General features: G+C 36.5%; 24 protein-coding genes and 1 pseudogene. 2 read left to right on the forward strand and 23 right to left on the reverse strand.

Annotation, left to right across the window (positions count from 1 at the left end):
• Positions 1-20: 20 nt before the first annotated feature.
• The 11 genes and pseudogenes from trxA to zapA all read right to left on the reverse strand — a co-directional run bounded on the left by trxA (position 21) and on the right by zapA (position 11754).
• A complete protein-coding gene (gene trxA, locus EKG35_RS06450) occupies positions 21-374 on the reverse strand; it encodes a thioredoxin (protein ID WP_281274596.1) in 354 nt (117 codons plus the stop codon).
• Between the two features lie 190 nt (positions 375-564).
• Positions 565-1542, reverse strand: coding sequence for an electron transfer flavoprotein subunit alpha/FixB family protein (locus EKG35_RS06455; protein WP_126293622.1), 978 nt, complete (start codon positions 1540-1542; stop codon positions 565-567).
• Between the two features lie 27 nt (positions 1543-1569).
• The gene (locus EKG35_RS06460) at positions 1570-2343 is read right to left on the reverse strand and encodes an electron transfer flavoprotein subunit beta/FixA family protein (RefSeq protein WP_126293623.1); all 774 of its coding nucleotides are present in this window, start codon (positions 2341-2343) and stop codon (positions 1570-1572) included.
• An 83-nt stretch (positions 2344-2426) separates the two neighbouring features.
• Positions 2427-3200: an enoyl-CoA hydratase gene (locus EKG35_RS06465; RefSeq protein ID WP_126293624.1), complete on the reverse strand. Its 774-nt coding sequence runs from the start codon at positions 3198-3200 to the stop codon at positions 2427-2429.
• A gap of 24 nt (positions 3201-3224) precedes the next feature.
• The gene (locus EKG35_RS06470) at positions 3225-3806 is read right to left on the reverse strand and encodes a fatty acid metabolism transcriptional regulator FadR (protein ID WP_126293625.1); all 582 of its coding nucleotides are present in this window, start codon (positions 3804-3806) and stop codon (positions 3225-3227) included.
• Positions 3807-3905: 99 nt separating this feature from the next.
• A pseudogene (locus tag EKG35_RS06475) lies at positions 3906-5597 on the reverse strand (long-chain-fatty-acid--CoA ligase).
• A gap of 503 nt (positions 5598-6100) precedes the next feature.
• A complete protein-coding gene (locus EKG35_RS06480) occupies positions 6101-6514 on the reverse strand; it encodes a DUF350 domain-containing protein (RefSeq protein WP_126293655.1) in 414 nt (137 codons plus the stop codon).
• Between the two features lie 97 nt (positions 6515-6611).
• On the reverse strand, positions 6612-8978 hold the full coding sequence (locus EKG35_RS06485) for an endonuclease MutS2 (protein ID WP_126293626.1): 2367 nt from the start codon (positions 8976-8978) through the stop codon (positions 6612-6614).
• Between the two features lie 40 nt (positions 8979-9018).
• The gene (gene polX, locus EKG35_RS06490) at positions 9019-10728 is read right to left on the reverse strand and encodes a DNA polymerase/3'-5' exonuclease PolX (protein WP_126293627.1); all 1710 of its coding nucleotides are present in this window, start codon (positions 10726-10728) and stop codon (positions 9019-9021) included.
• A 220-nt stretch (positions 10729-10948) separates the two neighbouring features.
• Positions 10949-11488, reverse strand: a complete 540-nt coding sequence (locus EKG35_RS06495; RefSeq protein ID WP_126293628.1) for a CvpA family protein — start codon at positions 11486-11488, stop codon at positions 10949-10951.
• A 5-nt stretch (positions 11489-11493) separates the two neighbouring features.
• Positions 11494-11754 carry a cell division protein ZapA gene (zapA, locus tag EKG35_RS06500; protein ID WP_126293629.1) on the reverse strand — a complete coding sequence of 87 codons (261 nt, stop codon included), beginning with the start codon at positions 11752-11754 and terminating at the stop codon, positions 11494-11496.
• Between the two features lie 184 nt (positions 11755-11938).
• On the opposite strand from zapA, the gene rnhC reads away from it, so the two are divergent.
• The gene (gene rnhC, locus EKG35_RS06505; RefSeq protein ID WP_126293630.1) at positions 11939-12895 is read left to right on the forward strand and encodes a ribonuclease HIII; all 957 of its coding nucleotides are present in this window, start codon (positions 11939-11941) and stop codon (positions 12893-12895) included.
• 246 nt (positions 12896-13141) lie between these two features.
• On the opposite strand, the gene EKG35_RS06510 is transcribed toward rnhC, so the two are convergent.
• The 12 genes from EKG35_RS06510 to EKG35_RS06570 form a co-directional block, all read right to left on the reverse strand.
• Positions 13142-14644, reverse strand: a complete 1503-nt coding sequence (locus EKG35_RS06510) for a tripartite tricarboxylate transporter permease (protein ID WP_342774106.1) — start codon at positions 14642-14644, stop codon at positions 13142-13144.
• A gap of 12 nt (positions 14645-14656) precedes the next feature.
• A complete protein-coding gene (locus tag EKG35_RS06515; RefSeq protein WP_126293631.1) occupies positions 14657-15145 on the reverse strand; it encodes a tripartite tricarboxylate transporter TctB family protein in 489 nt (162 codons plus the stop codon).
• 46 nt (positions 15146-15191) lie between these two features.
• Positions 15192-16256, reverse strand: coding sequence for a tripartite tricarboxylate transporter substrate binding protein (locus EKG35_RS06520; protein ID WP_185807664.1), 1065 nt, complete (start codon positions 16254-16256; stop codon positions 15192-15194).
• A gap of 45 nt (positions 16257-16301) precedes the next feature.
• Entirely contained in the window at positions 16302-17249 is a 948-nt protein-coding gene (locus EKG35_RS06525) for a hydroxymethylglutaryl-CoA lyase (RefSeq protein WP_126293633.1), read from the reverse strand.
• Positions 17246-18436: a CaiB/BaiF CoA transferase family protein gene (locus EKG35_RS06530; protein WP_126293657.1), complete on the reverse strand. Its 1191-nt coding sequence runs from the start codon at positions 18434-18436 to the stop codon at positions 17246-17248. Before EKG35_RS06530 ends, EKG35_RS06525 begins: the two co-directional genes overlap by 4 nt.
• 81 nt (positions 18437-18517) lie before the next feature.
• The gene (locus tag EKG35_RS06535) at positions 18518-19729 is read right to left on the reverse strand and encodes a CaiB/BaiF CoA transferase family protein (RefSeq protein WP_126293634.1); all 1212 of its coding nucleotides are present in this window, start codon (positions 19727-19729) and stop codon (positions 18518-18520) included.
• Between the two features lie 579 nt (positions 19730-20308).
• Positions 20309-20557: a (2Fe-2S)-binding protein gene (locus EKG35_RS06545; protein ID WP_126293636.1), complete on the reverse strand. Its 249-nt coding sequence runs from the start codon at positions 20555-20557 to the stop codon at positions 20309-20311.
• Position 20558: 1 nt separating this feature from the next.
• On the reverse strand, positions 20559-21776 hold the full coding sequence (locus EKG35_RS06550) for an NAD(P)/FAD-dependent oxidoreductase (RefSeq protein WP_126293637.1): 1218 nt from the start codon (positions 21774-21776) through the stop codon (positions 20559-20561).
• Between the two features lie 26 nt (positions 21777-21802).
• A complete protein-coding gene (locus tag EKG35_RS06555) occupies positions 21803-22066 on the reverse strand; it encodes a (2Fe-2S)-binding protein (RefSeq protein ID WP_126293638.1) in 264 nt (87 codons plus the stop codon).
• A 28-nt stretch (positions 22067-22094) separates the two neighbouring features.
• Positions 22095-23252: an NAD(P)/FAD-dependent oxidoreductase gene (locus EKG35_RS06560; RefSeq protein WP_185807665.1), complete on the reverse strand. Its 1158-nt coding sequence runs from the start codon at positions 23250-23252 to the stop codon at positions 22095-22097.
• A 44-nt stretch (positions 23253-23296) separates the two neighbouring features.
• Positions 23297-24730 (reverse strand): sodium:solute symporter family protein, encoded by a 1434-nt coding sequence (locus EKG35_RS06565; protein ID WP_246020224.1) that lies wholly within the window; start codon positions 24728-24730, stop codon positions 23297-23299.
• A 132-nt stretch (positions 24731-24862) separates the two neighbouring features.
• A complete protein-coding gene (locus EKG35_RS06570) occupies positions 24863-25402 on the reverse strand; it encodes a hydrolase (protein WP_126293640.1) in 540 nt (179 codons plus the stop codon).
• Positions 25403-25627: 225 nt separating this feature from the next.
• On the opposite strand from EKG35_RS06570, the gene EKG35_RS06575 reads away from it, so the two are divergent.
• Positions 25628-26083, forward strand: a complete 456-nt coding sequence (locus EKG35_RS06575) for a nucleoside-diphosphate sugar epimerase (RefSeq protein ID WP_126293641.1) — start codon at positions 25628-25630, stop codon at positions 26081-26083.
• Positions 26084-26245 lie beyond the last annotated feature (162 nt).

A 26245-nucleotide genomic window follows, 5' to 3' on the forward strand; every position in this document is an offset into this window, starting at 1 on the left:
TTTGGGACATCGCAATAGCATTATTTATTGTTGTTAATGAACTCTACTAAAGCTTCTTTTGGTTGGAATCCAACAGTTTTAGCAACTAGCTCGCCGTCTTTAAATAATAATAAAGATGGGATTGACATTACTTGATATTCTGCAGCAGTTGCTTGGTTGTTATCAACATCTAATTTAACGATTTTTACTTGATCGCTCATTTCTGCATCAATTTCTTCTAAAACTGGTGCAATCATTTTACATGGTCCACACCATGTTGCCCAAAAGTCTACAAGTACAACGCCTGAAGCGATTTGTTGTGAAAAGTCTTGATCTGTTGCATGTACAATTGCCATTTTTATAGCCTCCTTAAATCTAACATCTGAATGTAGTATAGCATGATAGCAAATTGAGTGACAGTAAAGTGAACTGAAATTAAAACATAAAATTTACAAAATCTTAGTTAAAATGAAATATTAAAAATAGCTTCACAATTGTCAATTCACAGTTTGAAGAGCATAAAAAAAGCCGATTTGCCTTAAAAATATAGAGCAAATCGACTTTATCGAACTATTTAGTATGGAATTATGAATTTACTTTTAACGCTTTAAATTCTTGAATTAACATTGGAATTACTTCGAATAAGTCACCAACTATTCCATAATCTGCAACCTTAAAAATATTTGCCTCTGGATCTTTATTAATTGCTACAATCACTTTTGAATTCGACATACCTGCTAAATGTTGAATTGCTCCAGAAATACCAGCAGCAATATAAAGATCTGGTGTTACAACCTTGCCTGTTTGACCAATTTGCAATGAATAATCGCAGTATTCAGCGTCGCAAGCCCCACGAGAAGCTCCTACTGCACCACCAAGTAAGTTAGCTAATTCTCTTAATGGTTCAAAGCCTTCTTCTGATTTAACACCTCGACCTCCCGCTACAACAACCTTCGCTTCTGATAGGTCGACACCAGTAGATGCTTTGCGTACCACTTCTTTAATAATTGTACGCAGATTTTGAATATCTACTGTAATTGAAGAAACATCACCTGAACGACTCTCATCTTTTTCAAGAGGTGCAATGTTGTTTGGACGAATTGTCACAAAAACAACACCATCTTTTATTTTTACTTTTTCAAATGCTTTTCCAGAGTAAATAGGACGGATGAATAATGCGCTATCCCCAGAACCTTCAATTTCTGTAACATCTGAAATTAAGCCAGATTGTAATCTTGAAGCAATTTTAGGCGATAAATCTTTACCTAAAGATGTATGTCCAAAAACAATTGCTTGTGGATTTTCTTGATCTAGTACTGCTAATAAAGCCTGGCTAAAGCCGTCTGAAGTATATGATTTTAGATGAGGATGCTCAACCGTCACCACCCGGTCTGCTCCATAAGCTATAAGACTATTTGCTAATTGAGAGATTCCATCTCCAATTAGTGCGCCTACAATTTCACCGCCATCCGCAATTTTTTTTGCAGCAGCAATTGCTTCATATGAAACGTTACGTAATGCTCCATCACGAACTTCACCTAACACTAAAACTTTCTTTGCCATATAAGACCCCTCCGTTACCGTATAGTTTTAGACTACCTTTGCTTCTGAGTGCAATAAGTTAACAAGCTCTTTTACTTGGTCTGAAAGCTCACCTTGTAAAATTCGTCCAGCAGATTTTTGAGCTGGCAAGAAAATTTCCACTGTTTCGATTTTCACTTCTACATCATCTTCATCGATATCTAAATCGTCCAGCTCAAGCTCTTCAAGCGGCTTTTTCTTTGCTTTCATAATACCTGGCAAAGAAGGATAGCGCGGCTCGTTTAATCCTTGCTGAGCAGTAACTAGCAACGGTAAAGAAGTTTCAATAATCTCTGAATCTCCCTCAATATCACGTACAATTTTTACGTTTGTACCATCAATTTCAAGCTTAGTAATTGTTGTTACATAGTTAATTCCAAGTAAGTCTGCTACACGGGGACCCACTTGACCAGTCCCGCCATCAATTGCAACATTTCCCGCTAAAATTAAGTCTGCCTCTTTATCTTTTAAATATTCTGCTAGAATATATGCTGTAGAGTATTGGTCAAGCTCATCTAAATCATCTTCTGTATTGATAAGCACTGCTTCATCAGCACCCATTGCTAAAGCTGTGCGAAGCTGTTTCTCAGCATCTTCTCCACCGATTGTAACTACAGTTACTTTTCCACCTTTTGCATCTCGCACTTGAATTGCTTCTTCAATCGCGTATTCATCATATGGATTAATAATGAATTCAGCCCCGTCGTCTTGAATCTTGCCATTTGCGATCACTATTTTTTCTTCAGTATCAAATGTGCGTTTTACTAAAACATAAATGTTCATATCCCTAACCTCCTATAAGCTAATGGACTACATAATGTATGCAGCCAATCTTTTAATTTTGATGAAGCTTCTTACTTAATAGATTACTTACCTGTAAATGATGGCTGACGTTTTTCGATAAATGCTTGAATGCCTTCTTTTGCATCCTCAGACTCAAATACTGTACCAAAACTAAGCGACTCAGCTTTTACACCATCATAGTAAGCTTGATGTTTACTATATTGCAGCATGTCTATTGCAGCTTTTAATACGATTGGACTCTTTAGAGCAATCTTTTTCGCCATTTCAAGTGCATTTGGCAAAAGTTCATCTATAGGAAATGCTTTGTTTGCAAGACCCCATTGTACTGCGTCGCTGCCAGTTAATGGCTCGCTTGTAAAGAGCATCTCTGCCGCTTTTGCTATACCAACATAACGAGGCAAGCGTTGTGTACCTGCAAATCCTGGAATTAAACCAAGCTGTAATTCCGGCAATCCCAATTTTGCATCTTCAGCTACTAAGCGGATATGACATGCCATAGCAAGCTCTAGACCCCCACCTAATGCAGCGCCATGAATGGCTGCGATTACTGGTTTGGGGAAAGACTCTAAACGTTCAAATACTTGTTGTCCGTTGCTTGCTAATTTAGAAAACTCTTCGCCTGACGCTAGTTCAGTAAATTCTTTTATGTCTGCACCAGCTGAGAAGAAACGTCCTTCACCATGTATAAGGATAACGCGTACTGAATCATTATGTTCAACAGTCGTTAACAATTCATCCACTTCAGAAATTAACTCGCGCGATAATGCATTTGCAGGTGGTCTCTGAATTGTGGCAATTGCTACTCCATCTTCAATATTCAATCTTAAGTATTGCATTCTCCCACTCCCCTTTATTGCAATTTAACCTTTTAAGCCATTCAACAATAGTTGTCTAACCTTTGGTGCAGTTGCGAGTAAATCATATCGAAAATCATTCATTACCCAAGATGTAATCGTTTCATCGATTGTTCCGAAAACCATTTGACGTGCAACCCTTACATCCATGCCTGAATGAAATTCTCCCTTAACCATGCCTTCTACTAAAATTTCATCAAGTAGTTTTAAATACTCTTTTAGGATTGAATTAATTTTTAGTCTTATTTCTTTGTTTGATTGTCTTAATTCTAGCTGAGTAACAGTTGCAAGGTGGCGATCATTTGCTAATACGTTAAAATGGTTATCTATCATTTGGGATAGCTTCTCTGTTGAAGTTTCGCCCTTTTGAATAATCAGTTGTAAATTTTCAACGAAGACACCCATCTTTTCTTGAAAAACAGATATTAAAATATCCTCTTTATTTTTGAAATACAAATAGATAGTACCGTCTGCAACTCCTGCTTGTTTTGCAATTTTCGATACTTGTGCTTGATGATAGCCGTTTTCTGCAATTGCGATTACAGCTGCATCTATTATTTGTTTGTATTTGGGTTTATCCCGTTTCATGCTGCTCACCACCAAAAAAATATGAAAACATGAATGACCATTCATTCATATTTTCATATTATTATTTATTAAACATTCTGTCAATAAATATCACCCTTATTATTTTACTTGCAGTTCATTCATTTTTTGTTTTTCTTCTTCTACTAAAGTACGTCTTAAAATTTTTCCAACTGCAGTTTTTGGCAATTCATTTCGGAACTCATAAATACGCGGTACTTTATATGCAGCTAGATGTTGACGGCAATATTTATTTAATTCTTCTTCAGAAACATTTTTTCCTTCTCGAACCACGATATATGCTTTAACAGTTTCACCGCGGTATGGATCAGGTATGCCGGCAACAACACATTCTTGAATCGCCTCATGCTCATAAAGTACCTCTTCAACTTCACGAGGGTAAATATTGAAACCGCCAGCAATAATCATATCTTTTTTACGATCTACAACATAAAAGTATCCTTCTTCATCCATATAACCCAAGTCGCCGGTTAAAAACCACCCATCAACAAAAGACATTGCAGTTTCTTCCGGTCTCTTCCAATAGCCTTTCATCACCTGTGGACCTTTAATAGCAATTTCACCAATTTCTCCGCGAGGTAAAATTTCGCCGTCTGCTGAACGCATAATGACCGCTTCCGTATCTGGCCAAGGTACTCCAATTGATCCTTTTACACGGTTGCCCCATATAAAATTGGCATGTGTTACAGGAGATGTTTCAGTCAAACCATAGCCTTCTACAAGTTTCCCACCCGTTAGTGCTTCAAATTTATCTTGTACTTCAACAGGCAGAGGTGCAGAACCACTTAAACAAGCCTTTATTGAAGATAAATCGTATTTCCCTATATCAGGATGATTTAATAATCCAATGTACATTGTCGGAGCACCTGGAAAGAGAGTTGGTTTCTGCTTTTCAATCATTTTCAATACTTGTTCTGTATCAAATTTCGGAAGCAGCACCATTTTGTTGCATGCCATTACTGACAATAAGAGTACCGTTGTCATTCCATAGACATGGAAAAATGGCAATGCTCCTAGAATCACTTCTTCACCATTTTTGCATTGGTACATCTACGCATCACACATCATTGTATTTGCAATTAAATTTTTATGTGTCAGCATTACCCCTTTAGGCGAACCAGTAGTTCCACCAGTATATTGAATTAATGCTAAATCTTCTTCAAAATCAAATGGCACTTCAATTGGCAGCGCCTCACTAGTCCGCAAAATTTCAGTAAATAAATGTGTCAGCCCCTTATGCTCTACCTTTACACTAACCCCATATTGTTTCTTTTGAATAAATGGATAAACCAGGTTTTTAGGGAATGGCAAATAATCTTTTATTGCTGTTATAATAACGTTTTCAATATTCGTTTCTTTTAATACTTTGGTAATACGCGGATATAAAATATCCATTGATACAATAATTTTTGACCCCGAATCAGCCATTTGATATTGCAACTCACGCTCAGTATAAAGTGGATTCGTTTGAACGACGATTCCTCCAGCATATAAAATACCGTAGTATGCAATGACTGCCTGCGGACAGTTTGGCAGCATTATTGCTACTCGATCACCTTTTTCCACCCCTAACCGAAGCAAATAATTCGCAAATTTTAGTGAAGATTCATACAATTCTTTATAAGTAACATCTCTCCCAGTAAAATGAATCGCCACTTTGCTCGGGTATTTTTCATATGCCCTTGTTAAAAATCTTTGAACAGGTACTTTTTCATAAGTCAAGCTGTGAGGTATTTCTTTCGGGTATTTTGAAAGCCAAACCTTCTCAGTCATTAACAACTCCCCTTCGTTTCAAAGTTTTAAATTTTCTTACAATTATTATAGTTGAAAAGAAAAGCGCTTTCAAACTATTTTTATAAAACTTTCACATTTTAGCTATTTAATGTTATTTTTTCTTTCATTTATGTATATTTTCCAGAGTTGAACTTTGTAGAAAAATGTCTATAGAATTCTTTATTTAATTTAGTAATATAAAAAGCTAGCAGAAAATGGATTCTACTAGCTTCTTATAATGTATTAAGTTTTACTAATTGTGTATTCACATGTGCAGCCGTCTAGTGTACTAAAAGCGATGACGTTTATCTTGCTTTACTTTAGGTCAGCAGCATGAGGATACAAACAATAAACTTATTCAAAATATTTGAAGCTAGTAGAAGTAAATCCCTCTACTAGCTTCACCGTCATCTTACACTGTCGCTAAATAATAAATCCCTATAATTAAAAATATTACACAAACACCCACTAATATTTTAGCTAAAGTTTTCATACAATCGCTCCTACGTAATACTTGCGCCGATTACAAATGATAACCCCAATGAAATAGTAAACGATATAAAACCGACCGAACGATTATCTTCTGCAATTTCATCATCCACTTTAAAGCGAGGCGTTAAAAATTCAAATAACAAATAAGCAAAAATTAATAATACAAATCCAAACAATCCCCAACCAAGCATCTCTAGAAGGGTTGAGTGGCGTTCGATCGAATACCTAAAAATATTACATACCCCTAATATTTTACCGCCAGTTGCCAGTGCTACAGCTAGGTTTCCATTTTTTATTTCTTCCCAGTTTTTATACTTTGTTACAATTTCGAATAAAATCATTGACACGATTAAACAAAGTACTACCACACTAAAGTAACCTGCTGTTTCAACTAAAGGATGTTGCCAAAAACTTGAACCCAGCATCACAGTCATCCCCTCTATACTTATAAAGCTTTATATAAAAAGCTCCTCTATTTTCTCTAGTCCATCTGATTACATTATATTGTTAGAAAAACTATTCTTATTTCAACTCGACTACAGTGACTCCAAATCCACCTTCGCCAGCCTCTCCATAGCGGAATGACTTCACACGCTTGTGACCTTTTAAAAAGTTTTGGATTCCTTGTCTTAATGCTCCAGTTCCTTTACCATGAATAATCGATACACGGGGGTAATTAGCTAGGAGTGCATCATCAATATATTTCTCGGTTCTAAGAATGGCATCTTCATATCGTTCGCCACGTAAATCCAATTCTAATTTAACATGACTATTACGATTTTTCACATTGGTCATTGTGACAGTTTGCTTTTCTTTTTCCGGTTTTATATATTGTAAATCCGATTCTTCTAGTTTCATTTTCAAAATACCGATTTGTACAACCCATTCATTATCAGATGCTTTTTCAATTAACGAACCTTTTTGACCATAGCTTAAAACTTTTACTTCATCGCCAATTTTTAAATTTTGAGCACGTTCGCGAATTTGGGCTTGTTTCTTTAACACTGGATTTTCCTGAGGAGCAGCTTCCTCTAATCGTTTTTTAGCATCAATTAATTCATGCTCTTTAACAACTTTACTCGCATTTTCTCGCATTTCTCGAAGCTCTGTAATAATTTTTTCAGCTTCTTGTTTTGCTTCATCTATAATTTTCCGAGCTTTTTCTTTTGCTTTTTTCTCAAGATTTTCCTTTTTATCGTCATATGTTTTCAGACGTTCTGCAAGTTCTTCACGCAATAGCTGAGCTTCCTCTAAAAGAAGATGTGCCTCTTCCGCCTCACGTTCCGAACGGCGTCTGCTTTCCTCAAGTGAAGCAATCATTGCTTCTACCTCATGACGATCAGAGCCGGTAAATGATTTTGCCTGGTCAATGATAGATGATTTTAAACCAAGGCGCTTAGAAATTTCAAACGCATTAGACCGACCTGGAACACCAATTAATAAGCGATAAGTTGGACTTAAAGTTTCAACATCAAATTCCACACTTGCGTTCACAACTCCAGGCCGATTATAGCCATAAGCTTTTAACTCAGGATAATGAGTAGTTGCCATAACTCGTGCACCACGACCAACTACCTCGTCTAAGATGGATATGGCAAGTGCAGCACCTTCTTGAGGGTCTGTTCCAGCACCTAGTTCGTCAAATAATACAAGTGAACGCGAATCAAATTTACTTAAAATATCAACAATGTTCACCATATGAGAAGAGAAGGTTGATAACGACTGTTCAATTGATTGCTCGTCTCCAATATCAGCAAACAATTGATTAAACACAGCTAATTCAGAGCCATCTAATGCTGGAACTGGTAAACCAGCCTGTGCCATCAATGTGCAAAGTCCAACAGTTTTAAGTGTAACCGTCTTACCGCCAGTATTTGGTCCTGTAATAACAATTGCTGTAATATCACGTCCAAATTCGATTGTATTAGGTACAGCTTCATCAATCGGAATAAGTGGATGTCTAGCTCGTACAAGACGAATATAGCCTTCCTCATTCATCTTTGGCTTCGTGCACTTGTTTGCCTGGCCATACTTTCCTTTTGCTAAAATGACATCAATATCGCCTAATATTTGTACTAACACAAATAAGTCGTGGCTAACTTCCTGTACTTTTGTTGAAAGCTCTACTAAAATTCTTTCAATTTCAGCTTTTTCTTTTACTTTTAATCGACCAATTTCATTATTCGCCTGTACAACAGATTCCGGTTCAATGAAAAGCGTCTGGCCTGATGAAGATTGGTCGTGAACGATGCCACCATAATAACCTCGATATTCTTGCTTAACTGGAATAACAAAGCGGTCATTACGAATGGTAACGATTGCATCTGAAAGCATTTTCGAAGCATTGGAGCCGCGGGTTAAGCTTTCTAACTTTTGACGCACTTTAGCTTCTTCAGATCTTAGAGATTGTCGAATTGATCGTAATACTGTACTTGCCGAATCCAATACTGCTCCGTTATCATCAATGCAATCATTTATTTCATGCTGCAATGCTGTCAATATCGGCATTTGCTCTTTTCTTTCGATAAAATGAGGAATTTGAATATTCCCTTCTTCCTCAATATCTTCTAAAAAATTACGAAGAATACGACTTGCTCGTATCGTACTTGCAATTTCCATTAATTCAATCGGACTCAACATTCCACCGATTTGGGCGCGTTTTGCATGTGGACGTACATCAAAAATTCCACCCATTGGTACATTCCCTTTAACACGTAGAATAGAAAGCCCTTCATCCATTTCTTCTAATAGCTCAATTACCTTATCAAAATCTGTTTCGGGAATTAGTTGCTCGATGGCATTTCTTCCTAAAGAAGATGTACAGAAGGCTGCTACCTGTTCACGTACTTTATCGTATTCTAATGTTCTTAATGCTCGTTCTGCGATCACTCCCGAACACCTCCTGCTAAATCATTTCCATACATATTGTTTACTTGTTTTGTTGTATAAAAGTTTCAAATTGTTTTACTGACCATGTATTTACAACTAAATCTTTTTTCACCCAGGCTTTTTGAGCATACTTTGTTCCAATTTCCATAAACAATAATTGCTCAATCGCATGGGCATCTGTATTAATAGCAATAGGAACGTTGTATTCCATTGCCATCATTAAATGCTCTATACATAAATCTAAGCGGTACGGACTTGCGTTTAGTTCTAAAATTTTTCCAAATTGGGCTGCCCATTTAATTAGTTGTGGTATATCAGGATTATAGCCATCACGCTGACCAATAATTCGACCTGTTGGATGTGCAATCATATGAACATATGGATTTTGAATAGCTGTATATAAACGCTCCATTATTTTTTCTTGGGGCTGTGAAAAACTTGAATGAATAGATGCAATTACAAAATCAAGCTCTTTTAATACATCATCTTCAAAATCAAGTGTTGCATTTGGTAAAATATCCATCTCCGTACCTGCAAATAATCGGAAATTCGGATGGGCCTCATTAAATGAATAAATTTCTAATCGTTGTTTTTCTAAACGCTCTGGAGTTAAACCATTGGCAACCTTTAAATATTGCGAGTGATCAGTAATAACTCCGTGTGTATAGCCACGTTTAATCAACGCCTCACCCATTTCTTTCACAGTATGGGCACCGTCTGACCAAGTTGTATGCATATGCAAATCTGACACAATCGCTTCAAGTGTAACAAGATTATTTAATTCATCTAAACGCTCTAATTCTTTACCTGACTCTCGAACAGTTGGAGGTATGAAAGGCAAATTGAAATGTGCAAAAAATTGCTCTTCGGAATCAAACGTTAAAACTGTACCATCAGGCTGCTCTACACCGTATTCACTTATTTTCTTCCCTTGCTCTTTTGCAAGCTGCCTCATGCGGACATTATGGTCTTTTGAACCAGTAAAATGATGTAGAGCAGTTGCAAACTCTGCTAAAGAAACAAGTCGAAAATCGACATTAACTACATCTTCAATATCTAAAACAACGGAAATTTTTGTATCTCCAGCTGCTACAACCTCTTTAACTGATAGTTCCTCAAGCAACTGTTCCTTTATTTTTTCTGGCTGTTCTGTTGCTACAATAAAATCTATATCCTTGCTCATTTCATTTACACGCCGAAAACTACCAGCAACAGAAAACTTTTGCACTTCTGGAATGGTTTTTAGCAATTCTTCAATATCAATGACGATTTGCTGCAAATACCATATAGGCAAACGTTCACTTCGATTTCCTAGCTGCTCCAACTCTTTTAATATTTTTTCTTCAGATTTTGGGCCAAATCCAGCTAGTTTTTGGATTTCTTTTGCTTCACATGCTGCTCTCAAGCTTTCTGCACTATCAATGCCTAGCTCGCTATAAAGCTTCGCTAGTTTTTTGCCTCCTAAACCAGGAAGTTTTAGGAGTGGAATTAATCCTTTTGGAACAGCATCCTCAAGCTCTTTTAATTGGGAGGATTCACCTGTCTCAATTAGCTCATTAATAACTGCGGCAGTGCCTTTCCCAATACCTTTAAGTTTCGTAATATCATCTATTTCACTTAAACTACGTTCGTCCAATTCAAGTGCATTTGCTGCCTTTCGAAAGGCTGACACTTTAAATGGATTTTCTCCTTGAAGCTCCAAGTATAGGGCAATTTTTTCGAGAGTTTTAATAACAATTTTTTTATTCAATTTCGTACCTCCTCGTGAAAAATGGAGGTGTCCAGAAAGTAATAATTTCTGAACATCCCCACTCCTTCTGTACTAAATATATGCTATAAAGTCCTGCTACTTTGGTACTCCGTATTGTCGGCGCAATTTATCCTACCAACGAAAGTAAAGTGATGCCTTCTAATTATTAATACTACTACTAACTTTAAATCATAACGACACATACAATTTCTTGTCTATTTTATTCTTTATAGATATACCACCAATCTTGGAACATCCCTGTGAGAATCGGCGTATGCTCAAGCATTAGATTGGCTATAATCGAACTACCCATAAAGCTTTGAATGGCCTCGATTGGAAGCATTGCAAGAACATACATAACAATAAATAAAATAAAATAAAATTCTAAAAAACAAAGAATCGCACCAAGAAGTCGATTAATAGAATTTAGTATTGGCAAATATGTTAAAAAGTCAAAAACAGAACCTAGAATTTGTAGTGCTATTTTTACTGCAAAGAAAATAACTGCAAACGCTATAATACGATAAAATGTTCGATCAACATCCAACGTATCTAATATAAGCATCATCGATGTATCTTCACTGATACCTGGATACGGAACCCAAAGTACAAACTTCTCTGCCAATGGTTTATAATAAATATACGCTACAATAAGTGCAATGAAAAAGCTTGTAAGGTGGATGGCTTGCACTATGAAGCCGCGTTTTAGCCCCACTAGTAAACTAGCAATAAATATAATAATTAACAATATGTCTAACATTAACTTCAACCCTTTAATTTTTTCAATTCATCTTCAAGCTTTTCAACTTGCTCTTTTAATTTAAGTAATTCATGTACGGTATTGACAGCTGTAAGTACTGCAAGCTTGGAACTATCTAGTGAAGGATTATGTACATGTATTTCCCGCATTTTATCATCTACTATTGATGCAACTAATCGCATATGACCGGTAGATTCAGTCCCAACCATTTTATAAGTATGACCATATATTTCCACCGATATTCGATTTTTTTCTTGTTCAGCCAATGCAATACCTCCCAAAGCGTAAGCAACAAACCAGATATTTTTTATAAACGTTACAAACAAGCTAAAAGTTACATTTACTTGCACTATTTCTATAATATTAGAATATATTTGGAAATTTTATAATACATATCATATCATGAAACTGTTTTTCATGTGAACAACGAACGAAGAAAGGAATAAACTTATGTCGAATATTGTGTTACAGCTTTCTACAGAAATACAGGATAAAGTAAAATCATATTATGCATCATCGATTATAGAACGCAATGCACCCGGTGTAGTTTTTGCTGCAAAGCTGCCTGATACAGCAATTACTATATATAAATCAGGAAAAGTAATGTTTCAAGGAATTGGAGCAAAAAGAGAGGCAAGCCGCTGGGGAGAGATAAAGGCTAAAAGTCCATCCACTTCCGCAATATCCAATAACCAGCCGATTCAAACAAAAGGTGATAAATTACCTGAACATTTTGCTGAGTTATCTGTAATTGGCTCAGATGAAACTGGAACAGGCGACTATTTCGGCCCTGTGACTGTTGCAGCTGTTTATGTTCCTCAAGATAAAATTGAGTTAATTTACGAATTAGGTGTTAAAGATTCTAAAATGTTAAACGACACGATTATGAAAAGAATGGCTCCTGATATTATGTCTGTTTGTACACATAGCATTTTAACATTGCGCAATGAAAAGTATAACGAGCTTCAAGCTAAAGGTTATTCGCAGGGGAAAATCAAAGCTATGCTGCATAATCAAGCGTTAAGACATGTTTTAAAGAAAATAGCCCCTGAACAACCAGATTATATTTTAGTCGATCAATTTGCTGAACGAAATATATACTACAATCATTTAAAAAATGTAAAAGAAATTGTACGTGAAAATGTTTTATTCTCAACAAAAGCAGAGCAACTGCACGTAGCGGTTGCCGCCGCCTCAATACTCGCACGCTATGCATTTTTAAACGAAATGGATAGACTTTCGGAAACAGTAGGATTTCCATTGCAAAAAGGGGCGAGTGGAAAAGTTGATGAAATGGCTGCCCGTATCTGGTTGGAGCATGGAGAGGAAACATTACGTACGTTGTCTAAATGGCATTTTGCCAATACGGAAAAAGCGAAGAAAATTGTCAATTTAAAACGCAAATGAAAGAAGAGGTAATTATGCCTCTTTTTCGTTTTACCCTAGTCACATAATCTTTCACAACAACAAGTTGTCTATTTTACAAAACAGTATCCGTCTTCATTACTAATTATTTATTAGTTTCACTTCCAACATTATTCCAATGGCAGTCGCTAAAAACGGCACCTCTACAGAAGTAATGGGCCGTCTCAAGCTAACTAAATGACGACCCTTTTTTACCCATATATTTTAATTATTAGTTTCTATATCATCTTAACCTCTACTATTACGCTTTTTCATAAACACCCTTTTTAAGATAGGTAAAATAATCATTAAGACTATTAGAATCAAAATAACAAGAGAAATTGGTCTTTGAACGAAAGTTAGCAAGTCACCATTCGTAATTTCCATCGTTCTACGGAAATTCTGTTCCAATAATGGCCCTAATACTAAAGCCATTACTGCTGGTGCTAACGGAAAACCAAAACGCGACATCGCATAGCCAACCATTCCAAATACAAATAACAAAATAAGGTCAAACTGATTAAAGTTAATGCCATATACACCTAGTACCGAAAGAGCAACCACTCCCACAAAAAGCGGCACAGCCGGTAATTTTAATAGAGATGCAAATACACCTACTAATGGTAAATTCAATATTAATAGCATGACATTACCGATATACATGCTGGCAATAATTGCCCAAAGAAGAGTTGGGTTTGAATCAAACATTCCTGGGCCAGGCTGTAGTCCGTACATCATAAAAATAAACATTAAGAGCGCTGTTGTGGCTGAGCCAGGGATGCCAAGAGTAAATAATGGCACTAATGCCCCTCCCACTCCAGCATTATTTGCAGCCTCTGGACCAGATACTCCCTCAATTGCACCTTTCCCAAACTCTTCTGGATGCTTTGATAACTTTTTTTCCATCCCATAAGATAAAAAGGATGCTAAAGACGGTCCAATTCCTGGAAGAACTCCTATAAGAAACCCTAATACAGAACCCCTGCCAAATGGACCAATCGATCTTTTCCAATCCTCGCGCGTCATCCATTGTGAGCCTTTAATTTTTTGTATATCTGCTTTGTGTGAGCTGCCCTTCCTTGCCAAATTTTCTATTGCCTCAGGTATGGCAAAAAGTGCAATCGCAATTAAAACAAAGTCGATGCCATCTAAAAGATTCGGGATGCCAAAAGTAAATCGAGGTACACTTGTTTGCAAATCAATTCCTACCATAGCAATCGAAAGACCGAATAAAGTTGAAATATAGGCTTTTAAAGGTGAGCCTGTTGTTAAACTCGATACCATAGACATCGCTAAAACAATAAGAAGAAAATATTCTGCCGAACCAAAATAATAGGCTGACTTAGCTAAAATAGGTGCTAGTAGCATTAAACCTAAAGTTGAAAGTGTTCCTGCAATAAAAGAACCAATCGCCGCAGCGGATAAAGCCCTGCCTGCTTTTCCCTGTTTGGCCATTTCATATCCGTCTAACGTGGTAACGATAGAAGCTACTTCCCCAGGTGTTTTAATAAGGATGGCTGTTGTCGAACCGCCATACATCGAACCGTAATAAATTCCAATTAACATAATCAGACCGCTCATTGGCTCCATTCCATACGATAACGGAATTAGCAGGGCGATGGCCGTAATCGGACCAATACCAGGTAAAATCCCTGTTAACGTACCGATTAAAACCCCAAGAAAAGCAAAAGCAAGTGTTTCTAGTGTTAATACGGCACTAAATCCCGTCATGATATTAGAAAAAACATCCAATTCAGCCACCCCCTATCCTAATGGTCCTAATGGCAAATAAACTGAAAGCAAACGATCAAATACGAAATATACGATAATTGGAAAGGCAAATGAATAAATAACATTTCGAATCCAATGCTTTCGGTCCAAATACATTGTTATACTTAAGATAAACAACACAGTAGAAATAAGGTATCCCAATGGAACGAATAAAATCATATACCCAAAAAGTATTAGTGAAAGAATAAATACCTTTTTCTTATCTTGTGGTTCTCCTTCATCCTGTGTACCATGCGTACCTTTTTCTTTAATCAAATTGGCTTTTTTTTGACGCACCTCTATTAAACCAGAAATAATAAGAATTATCGCTAGGACGATTAATAGTATTCCTATAGCTCCTGGAAAAACGGAGGGTCCAATAACGACAGATCCTGATGCAGGCGGTGGTAAGAGAAAAGCCAAAATCGTATACGTTATGGAAAAGACTAGAACTACCATTCCTGAAATGATATTCTTATTCAAATGAACACCTCTTTTTCCGATTTTTGTAAACGATTTGATTTAGTTATTATTTTTTCAGTTGGTTTGTTGTTTCTAATCCTTTTATATATGCGTCATTCGCTTCATCTAAATAATTCTGGAATTCCTCCCCTTTCATAAAGGTTGTTTCCCATTGATTCTTTGCAGCTAAATCTTTCCAAGTTTCAGTTTGCAGAGTCTTTTCAATAACATTTTGCCAATATGCTACAGCATCTTGCGGCATTTCAGGAGGACCCATTAGTCCACGCCAGTTACCAAATGTAACATCGATGCCAAGTTCAACAGCTGTTGGAACTTCTGCCATGACACCGCCAAGTCTTTCTTCACTTGTTACAGCAAGTGCTCGGAATTCGCCTGATTCAATTTGTGCTGTAAATTCACTTATACCTGACATGGCTGCTTTAATGTCTCCATTTAATACAGCATTTGTAATTTCACCGCCACCCTCATAAGAGATGAAATTAATACTTGATGCATCACCGCCAACTGCATCTACTAATAGTGCAAATGGCAGCTGATCATCGCCAGATGCTCCAATTGCAACTGATTTTGGATCTTCTTTTATTTCATTTAATAAATCTGTAAGTGTTTGATATTTTGAATCCTTCGGTACAATAACTGTGTAATATTCTGTCATAAGCCTTGCAATCATCGTCACATCTTCATATGAATAGTCCGACAGTCCGCGAAGATAATTGGACATAATAGGTGTTGATGTTACACTGATTTTATCAACCCCACCTTTATTCGCTGTAACAAGTTGTGACAACGATACAGCTCCAGTTGCACCTGCCTCATTTATTACAGGTACTGGGAAGTCAACTAATTGTTCTTTTGTAAAAACTTCTACCAATGCACGTGCGGTTAAATCCCAACCGCTGCCAGGAGAGGCAGGTGCAACAAGAGTTACCGGCTTTCCGTCTGCATATACACTTTCATCATTTCCACTAGTATTTGCTGAACCTTCATTTGAAGTTGATGCAGTTGTTGTAATTGTAGATGAGCTTGAATTCGAACTACATCCAACTAATAAAAGCAGCACCGATAAAAACACAATGAATAATGATGACCCCTTAGATTTTAATATTTTCACGTAATCTTCCCCCTTTATTTGAAAACGTAATCGCCTTGTTCTACCTTAATGGTCCAGCTTCACCTGTGCATCTGGTGCGGCATGTAGTTGATAGGACGGTCCAGCACGATGAATGGCACTTTCTAGTTCATGTCCTACTAATCTTTCAACATCCTTTGAAATAGAAAGAAGCTCATTTAAATTAACACCACTATGCAAATCCATTAAATCAAGCATGTGTACAAGATCCTCTGTTGCTATATTTCCTGTAGCACCTGGTGCATATGGACAACCTCCGAGTCCACCAATCGAAGCATCATAATTAAATACCCCTGCATTAATGCCTGCTAAAATATTGGCAAGAGCCATTCCTCTTGTATTGTGAAGATGAAGACTAAATTCCACATCTGGAAACTTATCGATAAGCTGTTTCATTGTCGTATAGACAAGCTTTGGATCTGCACAGCCTATTGTATCCGCAACTCCAATATGGCGAATTCCCATAGAATAATAAGCTTCGGCGGTATAAAGCACTCGTTCAAAAGAAACTCTTCCTTCAAAAGGACAACCTAAGGCAGTTGCCATTCCTCCTTGTACCGTTATATTATTTTGCCTAGCAATCTTCACGACTTTTTCGTGTTCTTTCAAGCTTTCGTCTACACTTTTATTAGAATTGGCTCTGCAATGGGCTTCTGTGACCGAATGCATCAATTCCCATTCATCTGCTTGCATTGGAACCGCTCGCTCAGCTCCTCTTTCATTTGGCACTAAGACGCTATATTTGACATTAGATTGACGTTCTATGTTTTTCATTACAATCTCTGCATCTACTAATTGAGGTACAGCTTTTGGATGAACAACAGAAGTCACTTGAATAGCACTTACACCACTTTTGGATAGAGCATTAATCAATTTAATTTTTTCTTCTGTCGGTATAAAAGCTTTTTCCATTTGGAGACCATCCCGTGGTCCTACATCCTTCACTTTGATTAAATCAATATGCTGCCAACTCATATAATTCCCTCCTTTTGTAATAATTCAATTTCTTCAAGAGAAAAACCAAGCTGCGAAAATACCTCCACATTGTGTTCTCCCAATGATGCACCTGTTTTCCTAACTGTACCCGGAGTTTTAGAAAATTTCGGTACCACACTCGGAAGCTTTACTTTTCCAAGAGTTGCGTGTTCCACTTCGATAATAGATTGACGTGATTGATACTGAGGATCATTAAATATATCTTTAATCGAATAGACCGGTGAAATTGGAACACCATTTTGGTCACAAAGCTCCTGAAGTTCTTTTGCATTAAATCTCCCTATCCATTCCTCAACTAAACTCATTAGTTCTGCTCGTCTTTCTTCTCTCGCTTTATTTGTAGAGTATCTTGGATCAGTAACCATTTCTGCTCTCCCCATGAGCTCAGCGAGGCGGTAGAATGTCCTATCTGTGCTTGTCGTAAGAACCATCCATTTCTTATCAGCAGTTTGAAAAATTCCTACTGGAACAGCCAAACTATTATCCCTTCCTTGTCTTTCCATAATTATTCCTAGTTGGTCATAGGAAGCGACAAGTACTTCCATCATTCGGAACATCGATTCATAAAGGGAGACGTCAATTTCTTGTCCTTCCCCTCCATAGACATCCCGATGATAGAGAGCAACAATTGCCCCAATTGTTGCAAATAAACCTGTTACATAATCTACAAGTGATATCGGTGGTGATAATGGGGGACGATCTGGTTCACCTGTTATATAGGTATAACCACTAAATGCTGTAGCCGAAGTCCCAAAACCTGCTAGTTCACGCTTTGGACCTGTTTGTCCATAGCCGCTGACACGCACAACGATAATATTGGGATTTGCTTCACGAATTCGCTCCATCGTTATTCCCCACTTTTCAAGTGTTCCTGGACGGAAATTTTCGAATAGAACATCTTGATCGGCTAATAATTTCAAAAATATCTCTTGTCCCTTTTCTTTCCGCAAGTCCAGAGTAATCGTCTTTTTATTGCGTGATATCGTAGCCCAAGGAATCGATTCATCAAGCTTCATCGGCTGAAACCCTCGAGCAGGATCACCTTTTCCCGGAATTTCTACCTTTATTACTTCTGCACCGTAATCCCCTAATAAAGCCGCTGCAAATGGGGCTGCATAGACCGTTGCAATATCCAAAACTTTCAATCCAGTAAGTGGACCAGACATTTGTTCACCTCTGTTCAAAAAATAGTTTCTGTTTTCTATAACGAGTAATATTTACTTTTATAGATGACTAGATTTCCAACTTTAGATAATCCCTTTTTCGCACAATTGTTGGATTTGGTCATCTGTCAGCCCAATTTCTTTTAGGACTTGATTGTTAAATACTCCGATTTCTTTTGCACCTAACCACTTGATTTCACCCGGCGTATCACTTAATTTCGGAACAATACCAGGTACCTTTAACGTACCAAGTTCTGGATGTGGCGCCTCTACAATCATATCCCGCGCTTTATATTGTGGATCTTCTACAATATCTTCAATACTATAGATGGCACCAGCAGGAATTCCATTATCATTTAAAAGATCTACACATTCTTTTAATGAATGCTGCAATGTCCAATCTTGAATAATGCCATCAATAAATTCGAGATTAGCAACTCTTTTTTCATTTGTTGTATACCGTTCATCCCCGACCAAGTCATTTCTTCCAATTACTTTTAGCAAGCGCTGGAAAATATTATCCCCATTCGCTGCGATAACTACATACTTTCCATCATTTGCTTTGTAAATATTGGATGGTGCTATACCTGGCATAGAGGAGCCTGTCCTTTCTCTCTTTACTCCAGCTGCATCATACTCAGGCAATAAACTTTCCATTAAACTGAATATAGATTCGAATAGTGAAACATCAATACTTTGACCTTCACCATTATTTACATCACGATGATATAAAGCCATTAATACCCCAATGACTGAATAAAGAGATGCTACGGAATCTCCAATACTAATTCCTACTCTTGTTGGAGGAAGATCTGGATAGCCTGTTAAATATCTTAAACCTCCCATCGCTTCACCAATTGCACCAAATCCTGCACGGTCTTTATACGGGCCATCTTGTCCATAACCAGAAATATGGCAAGTTATGAGTTTAGGATTAATTTCTTTTAACCTCTCAGGAGTTAGCCCCCATTTTGCTATAGTTCCAGGACGGAAATTTTCTACTAAAACATCACAATCCTTTAATAATTTCTTTGTAATTTCCATTCCTTCTTCAGTACGACAATCTAGAGAAATCGTTTTCTTATTTCTTGACTGAACATACCACCAGAGAGAAGTCCCCTCATGCAGAACTCGCCAATTTCTTATTTGGTCCCCCTTTTTTGGCAGTTCAATTTTTATTACTTCTGCTCCAAAGTCAGCTAATATTCTAGTAGAAAAGGGCCCAGCAATTAATGAGCCCATTTCAAGAACTTTAACTCCTTCTAAAGGGTATTTTTTTTCTGGCAACTCTTTCATCCTCCCTTAGCATTAACATTTTGCAGCTCTATACTCTCTAAATTTAGTAATCTATTCATTGCGGCAAGCCCTCTTTCTTCAAATTAGTAAGCGATTACAATAAAGTGGTTGTTTAAAGCAATCACCATATGAAAAACGCTAACGCCTTGCTCAGCCCTTTAGCTATTTCTAAAACAATGGAGCGCTTATTGCCTTCGAGGAAAAGCAGCGCTGCCTCGGTGACTGGATGGCTTTCGCTAGATATTCTAAGTAAAAAAGAAACCAATAATTTCACCGTATATGCATCAACTTCATATTCAATGAGCGGTTTGGATACAATGTTAAAAATTGTACACATTTCAATGGTATGAACATTTCAAAAAATATATGTCGTTAATTAATTTTTATAGTTATCATATTTTTAATTATTCTGAATATTACTCTTTATAAAATTATAAAAGGCTGACCAACAGTGAATTATCATTTACTGTTGGTACAGCCCCTAACATAAGATTTTATATTAATTTGTTACTAATACGAGAAATACAATGGAAAACTACATGAAAGAAGGAGAAGTTTCTTAACTAACACTCTCTATAATTATAATTTCCCCAATGGAACAGGTCTTACAGGTGCTTGCGCTTTTTGTAATTCGAATAATGAATTGGCTCCTACCTTTTTTCTTAAAATATCTCTTACAATCGGCTGACACGTTCTTCCTTGACAATGCCCCATTCCAATACGATTTCTTTTTTTTATTCCTTGAAAGCTTGTTGCTCCCTCATCAATTGCTTGAAGAATTTCTTCCAGAAAAACACCTTCACATCGACAAATACATGTTTTTTCCAATTCATTTTTCTCCTATCGGGATGGAATAAGCTTTCCATTTCTCTTCCATAATCTTTCTTCCTATTTTTATATTTGGAAGAAATGAAATTGGAGAAGATTTTCTAGCAATATCGACTTCATTAAATGCCATTTGTAATTGTTGTTCACTTACTATTTTAAAATCGTACAACAAACTAAACGCCGCGAGTTTACCTTGAGCCATCGCAACCTTTGCTCCTTCAATTCCTGTAATATTTCCGGCTACATAAATTCCTTCAACAGATGTTTTTAAATATTTATTATGTAATGGCACGATGCCACCTAATTCTGGTATATCAACAAGTATACAATTAGCTACTTGTGTAAGATCAACTAAAGGTAATAGACCTCCAGATAAACAAACTGTATCTACTTCAAGCTTTGTTTCTATACGAGAAAGTTCGCCATTGGTCGATAGATTACTAACACTTACACTTTCTACTTCCCTTTGACCATTTATTTGTGTAACCGCTTTTCTGAAATAAAGAGGTATTCCCATGATTTGAATTAAATTAAATTTTAATAAGTTTACAATCAATTTTTTGATTTTCCCTTTAACTAGTTTTCCAGCTATACGAAAAAAGTAATTAGGTGCCATATGAGCAACCATCAGTAATTGTTCTAGTACGTCTTGTGGATTGCTTTTTTCACCTGTCATTAATGAAGGCGCTGGCAGCATCATTCCAACTACATGAATACCCGCTTTTTTCATTTCCATTGCAACCGAAATTGAAAGAGGATCAATACCAACAAAAAGAACACGATTACCGATTTTTACACGATGTAAATTTGTAAAAGTTTGCGCTGCTCCAACTGCTATGACTCCTACCTTTTGCCAGCCTGGTATAGGAAGTGCTTTTTCTATTGCTCCTGTTGCTAAGATGATAGCCTTTGAATGAATTTCTTTTATTTCACTATTTGATATAAAAAGACAATTTGACTCAATTTTCCACACAGTTGTTTTACAAAGGATTTGTACACCTAGAGATAACGCTTCGTCCATCAAATGATTTGCAATTTCTTTTCCATCCCACATCCGTTTTTTCTCTGATTTTGTATCTTCGTACAACTGTCCCAATAGCCGTCCGCCCGAGCGGTAATATTCATCAATTACAACTACTTTCATGCCATTTTTTGCGAGCTCGATTGAGGCTATAAGTCCAGCAGGTCCGGCACCAACAATGGCCACATCAACTTTCATTTAGATAAAGCTCCTATGTCAATTTCTCATTCACTTTTAATGTCCATATTCTCTTCTAAACACTTTAGACATGTACGGATATTTCGCTTTTGATTAACGGTTGCTCTGCATTCATAACAATGTCCAATACCACAGTAAATCCCTCTAGGTTCTCCGGTTACTGTACATGTTCGAATAGCTCGAATTCCATTTGCCATTAAAGCTGCCGCAATAGGCTGCCCTTCAATTCCCTTTATTCGCTTGCCATTAAAAGTAAACGAAATTTCTTTTTCATGATTTTGATTCTCCATACGAAACTCCTCGCATTATGAGATATCTTTAAGAAATAGTACTCTCTAAAAACCTTTCAATACTAAATGGCGATAAATCAAATTCAATTTTTTGATTAGTGATTAATTCCGACATTAACTTCCCTGTAATAGGTGCTAAAGCCACCCCATCTCCTTCATGTCCCGCAGCAATATACAAGCCTTGAACTGAAGGGATTTCTCCAAGTATCGGCATATTGTCTGGGGTATATGGTCGAAAACCGGCAAATGAACGGATTAAATGTATATTATCTAAACACGGAAATGCGTGTATCGCCTGCTTTGCAATATCACGAATAATTTTAGTTTTAATAGACTCATCAAATCCGACAAACTCTCTCGAACCACCTATTAGCAACGTACCGCTTTTAGTTTGACTAATCGCAAGCCCGATTCCATAAGGGATAGAATTTTGTTCTTTCTGTAATTTAGACACTATATACGAACCACTTAATATGTTGCAATCAATGATTTTTGGTAGTTTCTCTGTTACTAGAATAATGCCTTTTCGTGGGATGATTGGGACTTCAAGTTGAACCGTTTTTAAAATTTGATTTGTCCAAACACCACTACAAATTACAACACTATCAGCATAGATTTTCCCATGGGTTGTTTGAACACCTAATATTCTGTTATTCTCTGTAACAAGATCAAGTACTTCACAATTTAATCGAAGTATTGCTTTATTTTTATGAGCTGCCTTTGCAAAAGCAAAGGCTGTAAGCATCGGGTTAATTTCCGCATCTTCTTCACACCATGAAGCAGCTATAATTTTCTCGGAAAGATACGGATTCTTTTTTCTTACTTCATCACCTGTTAGTATTTTGACATTTAAACCGATAGAATTTTGCTTCTCCACCGTTTGCTGTAATACTTTAAGATCTTGTTCATTATCGATTAATATCAGTCCGCCACCTTGACGGTATTCTAAATCCTGCTGGAGCTCTTGTTCTAGATCTTTATATAGTGTTGCACTTTGTATAGCTAACTCAAGTGCAGGACCCCACTTTTTTGACTGCAGCATAATGGCTTTATCGCAAGCACCTGAAGTACCTGAAGCAATATCTTTAGCGTCAACAAGGACGATATTGACATTCTTTTTTGATAAAAAATATGCTACTGAAGTTCCAATAATCCCTGCGCCGATGACGACGACTTTTTGTTTCAAGGTTTTATCCTCCATCAATAGGTAAAATAAATAACTACTTCATCTTATGCATGTTTAATTTCTATCGTTCTATTTGAATCTGTTTTATTTGGAAGTATTAATGAAACAATAATTGTTAGAATAGTTGATATTAAAACTCCCCATAGAATTCCAAATACAACAGAAATAATAGCACCCGAAAGCAAACCGATTCGACCACCCCAAACGGATACTTTACTATTATGGAAACCCATCTCAAAACGCTCTGATCTTCTAGCTTTCCATAACAAACCAACAATCAGTACGGGTACTACTCCCCCACCAGTCATTGTGTAGGCAAAAGAAAATAAACTAATAATGGATTCTGAATAAACGGCAGCAGTAATTGAAAATATCCCTACAATTACAACTAACCATCTCGATATAGAAATCAATGATTTATCCTTGACTTCCTTTGAAAATGGAATAATTAGATCGTTTACAATAACTATAGCAGCTGAGTGTAATTGAGAGGAGGCGCTCGAAATGGCCGCGAGGAAAATTAAGATAAAGAATAGTAATGCAACCAATTGGGTCATTTCATTTAAAATTAACCACGAAATTGCATTGCCTGATTCAACATTAGGATTCAACGCTTTTACAATCATTCCTGATACAGAAGCTAATATAGTAAATATAATTGCAACAATGCCACTATATAACATCGCTCGGCTAGCCGCTTTCGGATTAACTGCTGCAAAACACCGTTGCCAATATACTTGAGCTGCTAAAACCCCAAAACAGCCTGTCACAAATAGTGTTAATACTTCCCAACCGGAAATGTTGAGTTCTGTCAAAGAAGCTGCACCTACATCAACAAGCATTGATTTTAACTTCGTGTAACTAAAATCGATTTTTGCATAAACTTTTATATAAAACCAAACTGCAAGTCCTAGTAAAAATACACCTTGTATAAAATCAGTCCAAACCACCGAATACATACCGCCTATTGTTGTATAAATAATAAATACCGCAGAGAAGAAAAAGATAAGCGGCAAAGGATCGGCCCCTGTAAATACGGAAAATAGTTGCCCCATCCCTTTTGCTTGCCCACCAATCCACGCAATCATAATAGCAGAAGTTAAAATACCAACAAGTGCTCTCGATACTTTATCTCTTAATATTAAGTCATTTAATAGCTCTGCAATACTTTTATACGTAAAGCGTGCAGCAAACCCTGCAAAGAGGAGGGCAAAAAGTATTTTTGCACCTTGTTCACCGATGATAAAAGGAATATTGGCAATTCCAATTTCAAAACCTTTGGAAGAATGGCCTACAAAATTCCCTACCCCCATTATCGTTGCAATATCTGTAAATAAAATTAAGAAAAACGGAAGTGTTCCACCAGCTATTGCAAATTGCAAAAAGCTTTCGTTCGACTTTTTTCTGAATCTTAAAGACATGCCAATAAAGAATAAACTTAAAACAATTGTTACAATCCACGTCCATGTTGCTAACACTAAATCCCCCCTTTTAAATAGTTATTTTAATTTTTATGCTAAAATCTCTCATTTTATAAAAATTTCTTACATAAAAAAACCATACTCCCCATTGAAAAGCCCAATGATAGTATGGTTTTAATATTATATTTTTTATTTAACTAGTTTACTAATCGCTTTAAATGTATCTCCTTTTGCGATTTGAAGCATTTCAAATAACGCCATTTCAACACTTGTCACTTTAGCACCAATTTGAGTAATTTTCTGAAGACCAATTTCGTTGTTTTTTGCTGTGCGAGATGAAACACAATCCGCTAAAACTTCTACTTCATAGCCATTTTGCAACAGATGCGCTGCAGTTTGATATACGCAAATATGTGTTTCAATACCTGCAAGAAGCACTTTTTTACGTCCAGTTGCTTCTAGTTTTTCAACAAATTCAGGTGTGTCGTAAGCACTATAAGTGATTTTCTCAATCGGCTGTTGGTCTGTTAAATGCTGAGCAATCGCTTCAACAGTTTTCCCCAAACCTTTTGGATATTGTTCTAGCCAAAGAATAGGTAAACCTAAAAGTTGCACCCCTTGTGTCATCTTTGCAATATTTTCAATGACAAATTCACTATTGTCTACAATTTCTGCTAATTTTCCTTGAATATCAATGAGCACCAGCACTGTTTCATCTTTTTGAAGCATAACCAATTCCCCTTTTTTCTAAAAATTTTTCTTTACAACTATATGGTAACAGCATTTTATAGAAAATTGCCATTAAAACTGACCGCTTAATTCTTAAACTTTCAATTAATATAGAAGAAACTTATTTATAAACCTGCTTAACCTTTAATACCCCTATTTTTTTAACATTTCCCACACAAATTCATTATTTCAATGTATAGTATTTTTATAGAAAGGATGATTAGTTTGCTAAGACTAAGCTGGTTGATTAGTTTAGGAATCTCGTTGCTGGGCTTTTTACTCATAGGACAATTGTTTACCATGAAGCCTCAAGATAACTCAGGAAACTTCGGTTTTATTGGCGTTGTATTTGTAATGCCTTTTTTAATACTAAGTTTGTTTACGACATTTCGATATTTTCTTACATTATCTAGAAATTCCCGTGACCACATGCTAAGGGCAGTTTCAATTGTTGGAGGAGTTCTACTTATCGGCGTTTTCGTTTATTTTTCAATCGATTTCCAACAGAATGTTCTTTCAACCTTAGGAGAGATCACTACTGATCCAAATTTACCATTATTAAATGAATATACACATAAAATTTTCTTTAATTTTTATACATTCGGCCTTATACATACAATTTTGGGCGTCCTGGGAGCAATAATAGGACTAGCTAGACCTAGAAATACTATGGGCGAATAAACTTCATTGTTCACAAAAAACGAGGTAAAACCACTTTAAAAGCATAGGGTATAACCTCGTATATTCCTATTTAATTACCAATCTTAAAAAGAAATAAAACCGTAGTGTAAACCCCATATACTTCTGAATGTTACAAAAAATATTTCGTTTTGTAATATTTTC

Source organism: Lysinibacillus telephonicus (assembly GCF_003966145.1).
In the GTDB taxonomy this organism is placed as follows: domain Bacteria; phylum Bacillota; class Bacilli; order Bacillales_A; family Planococcaceae; genus Ureibacillus; species Ureibacillus telephonicus.

What these genes read in the sequence shown, in the direction of transcription:
- EKG35_RS06455 (WP_126293622.1), bottom strand. Translation starts at nt 1,542, where the DNA reads ATGGCAAAGAAAGTTTTAGTGTTAGGTGAAGTTCGTGATGGAGCATTA.
- EKG35_RS06460 (WP_126293623.1), bottom strand. Translation starts at nt 2,343, where the DNA reads ATGAACATTTATGTTTTAGTAAAACGCACATTTGATACTGAAGAAAAA.
- EKG35_RS06465 (WP_126293624.1), bottom strand. Translation starts at nt 3,200, where the DNA reads ATGCAATACTTAAGATTGAATATTGAAGATGGAGTAGCAATTGCCACA.
- EKG35_RS06470 (WP_126293625.1), bottom strand. Translation starts at nt 3,806, where the DNA reads ATGAAACGGGATAAACCCAAATACAAACAAATAATAGATGCAGCTGTA.
- EKG35_RS06480 (WP_126293655.1), bottom strand. Translation starts at nt 6,514, where the DNA reads ATGCTGGGTTCAAGTTTTTGGCAACATCCTTTAGTTGAAACAGCAGGT.
- EKG35_RS06495 (WP_126293628.1), bottom strand. Translation starts at nt 11,488, where the DNA reads ATGTTAGACATATTGTTAATTATTATATTTATTGCTAGTTTACTAGTG.
- rnhC (WP_126293630.1), top strand. Translation starts at nt 11,939, where the DNA reads ATGTCGAATATTGTGTTACAGCTTTCTACAGAAATACAGGATAAAGTA.
- EKG35_RS06525 (WP_126293633.1), bottom strand. Translation starts at nt 17,249, where the DNA reads ATGAGTTGGCAGCATATTGATTTAATCAAAGTGAAGGATGTAGGACCA.
- EKG35_RS06530 (WP_126293657.1), bottom strand. Translation starts at nt 18,436, where the DNA reads ATGTCTGGTCCACTTACTGGATTGAAAGTTTTGGATATTGCAACGGTC.
- EKG35_RS06535 (WP_126293634.1), bottom strand. Translation starts at nt 19,729, where the DNA reads ATGAAAGAGTTGCCAGAAAAAAAATACCCTTTAGAAGGAGTTAAAGTT.
- EKG35_RS06550 (WP_126293637.1), bottom strand. Translation starts at nt 21,776, where the DNA reads ATGAAAGTTGATGTGGCCATTGTTGGTGCCGGACCTGCTGGACTTATA.
- EKG35_RS06555 (WP_126293638.1), bottom strand. Translation starts at nt 22,066, where the DNA reads ATGGAGAATCAAAATCATGAAAAAGAAATTTCGTTTACTTTTAATGGC.
- EKG35_RS06570 (WP_126293640.1), bottom strand. Translation starts at nt 25,402, where the DNA reads ATGCTTCAAAAAGATGAAACAGTGCTGGTGCTCATTGATATTCAAGGA.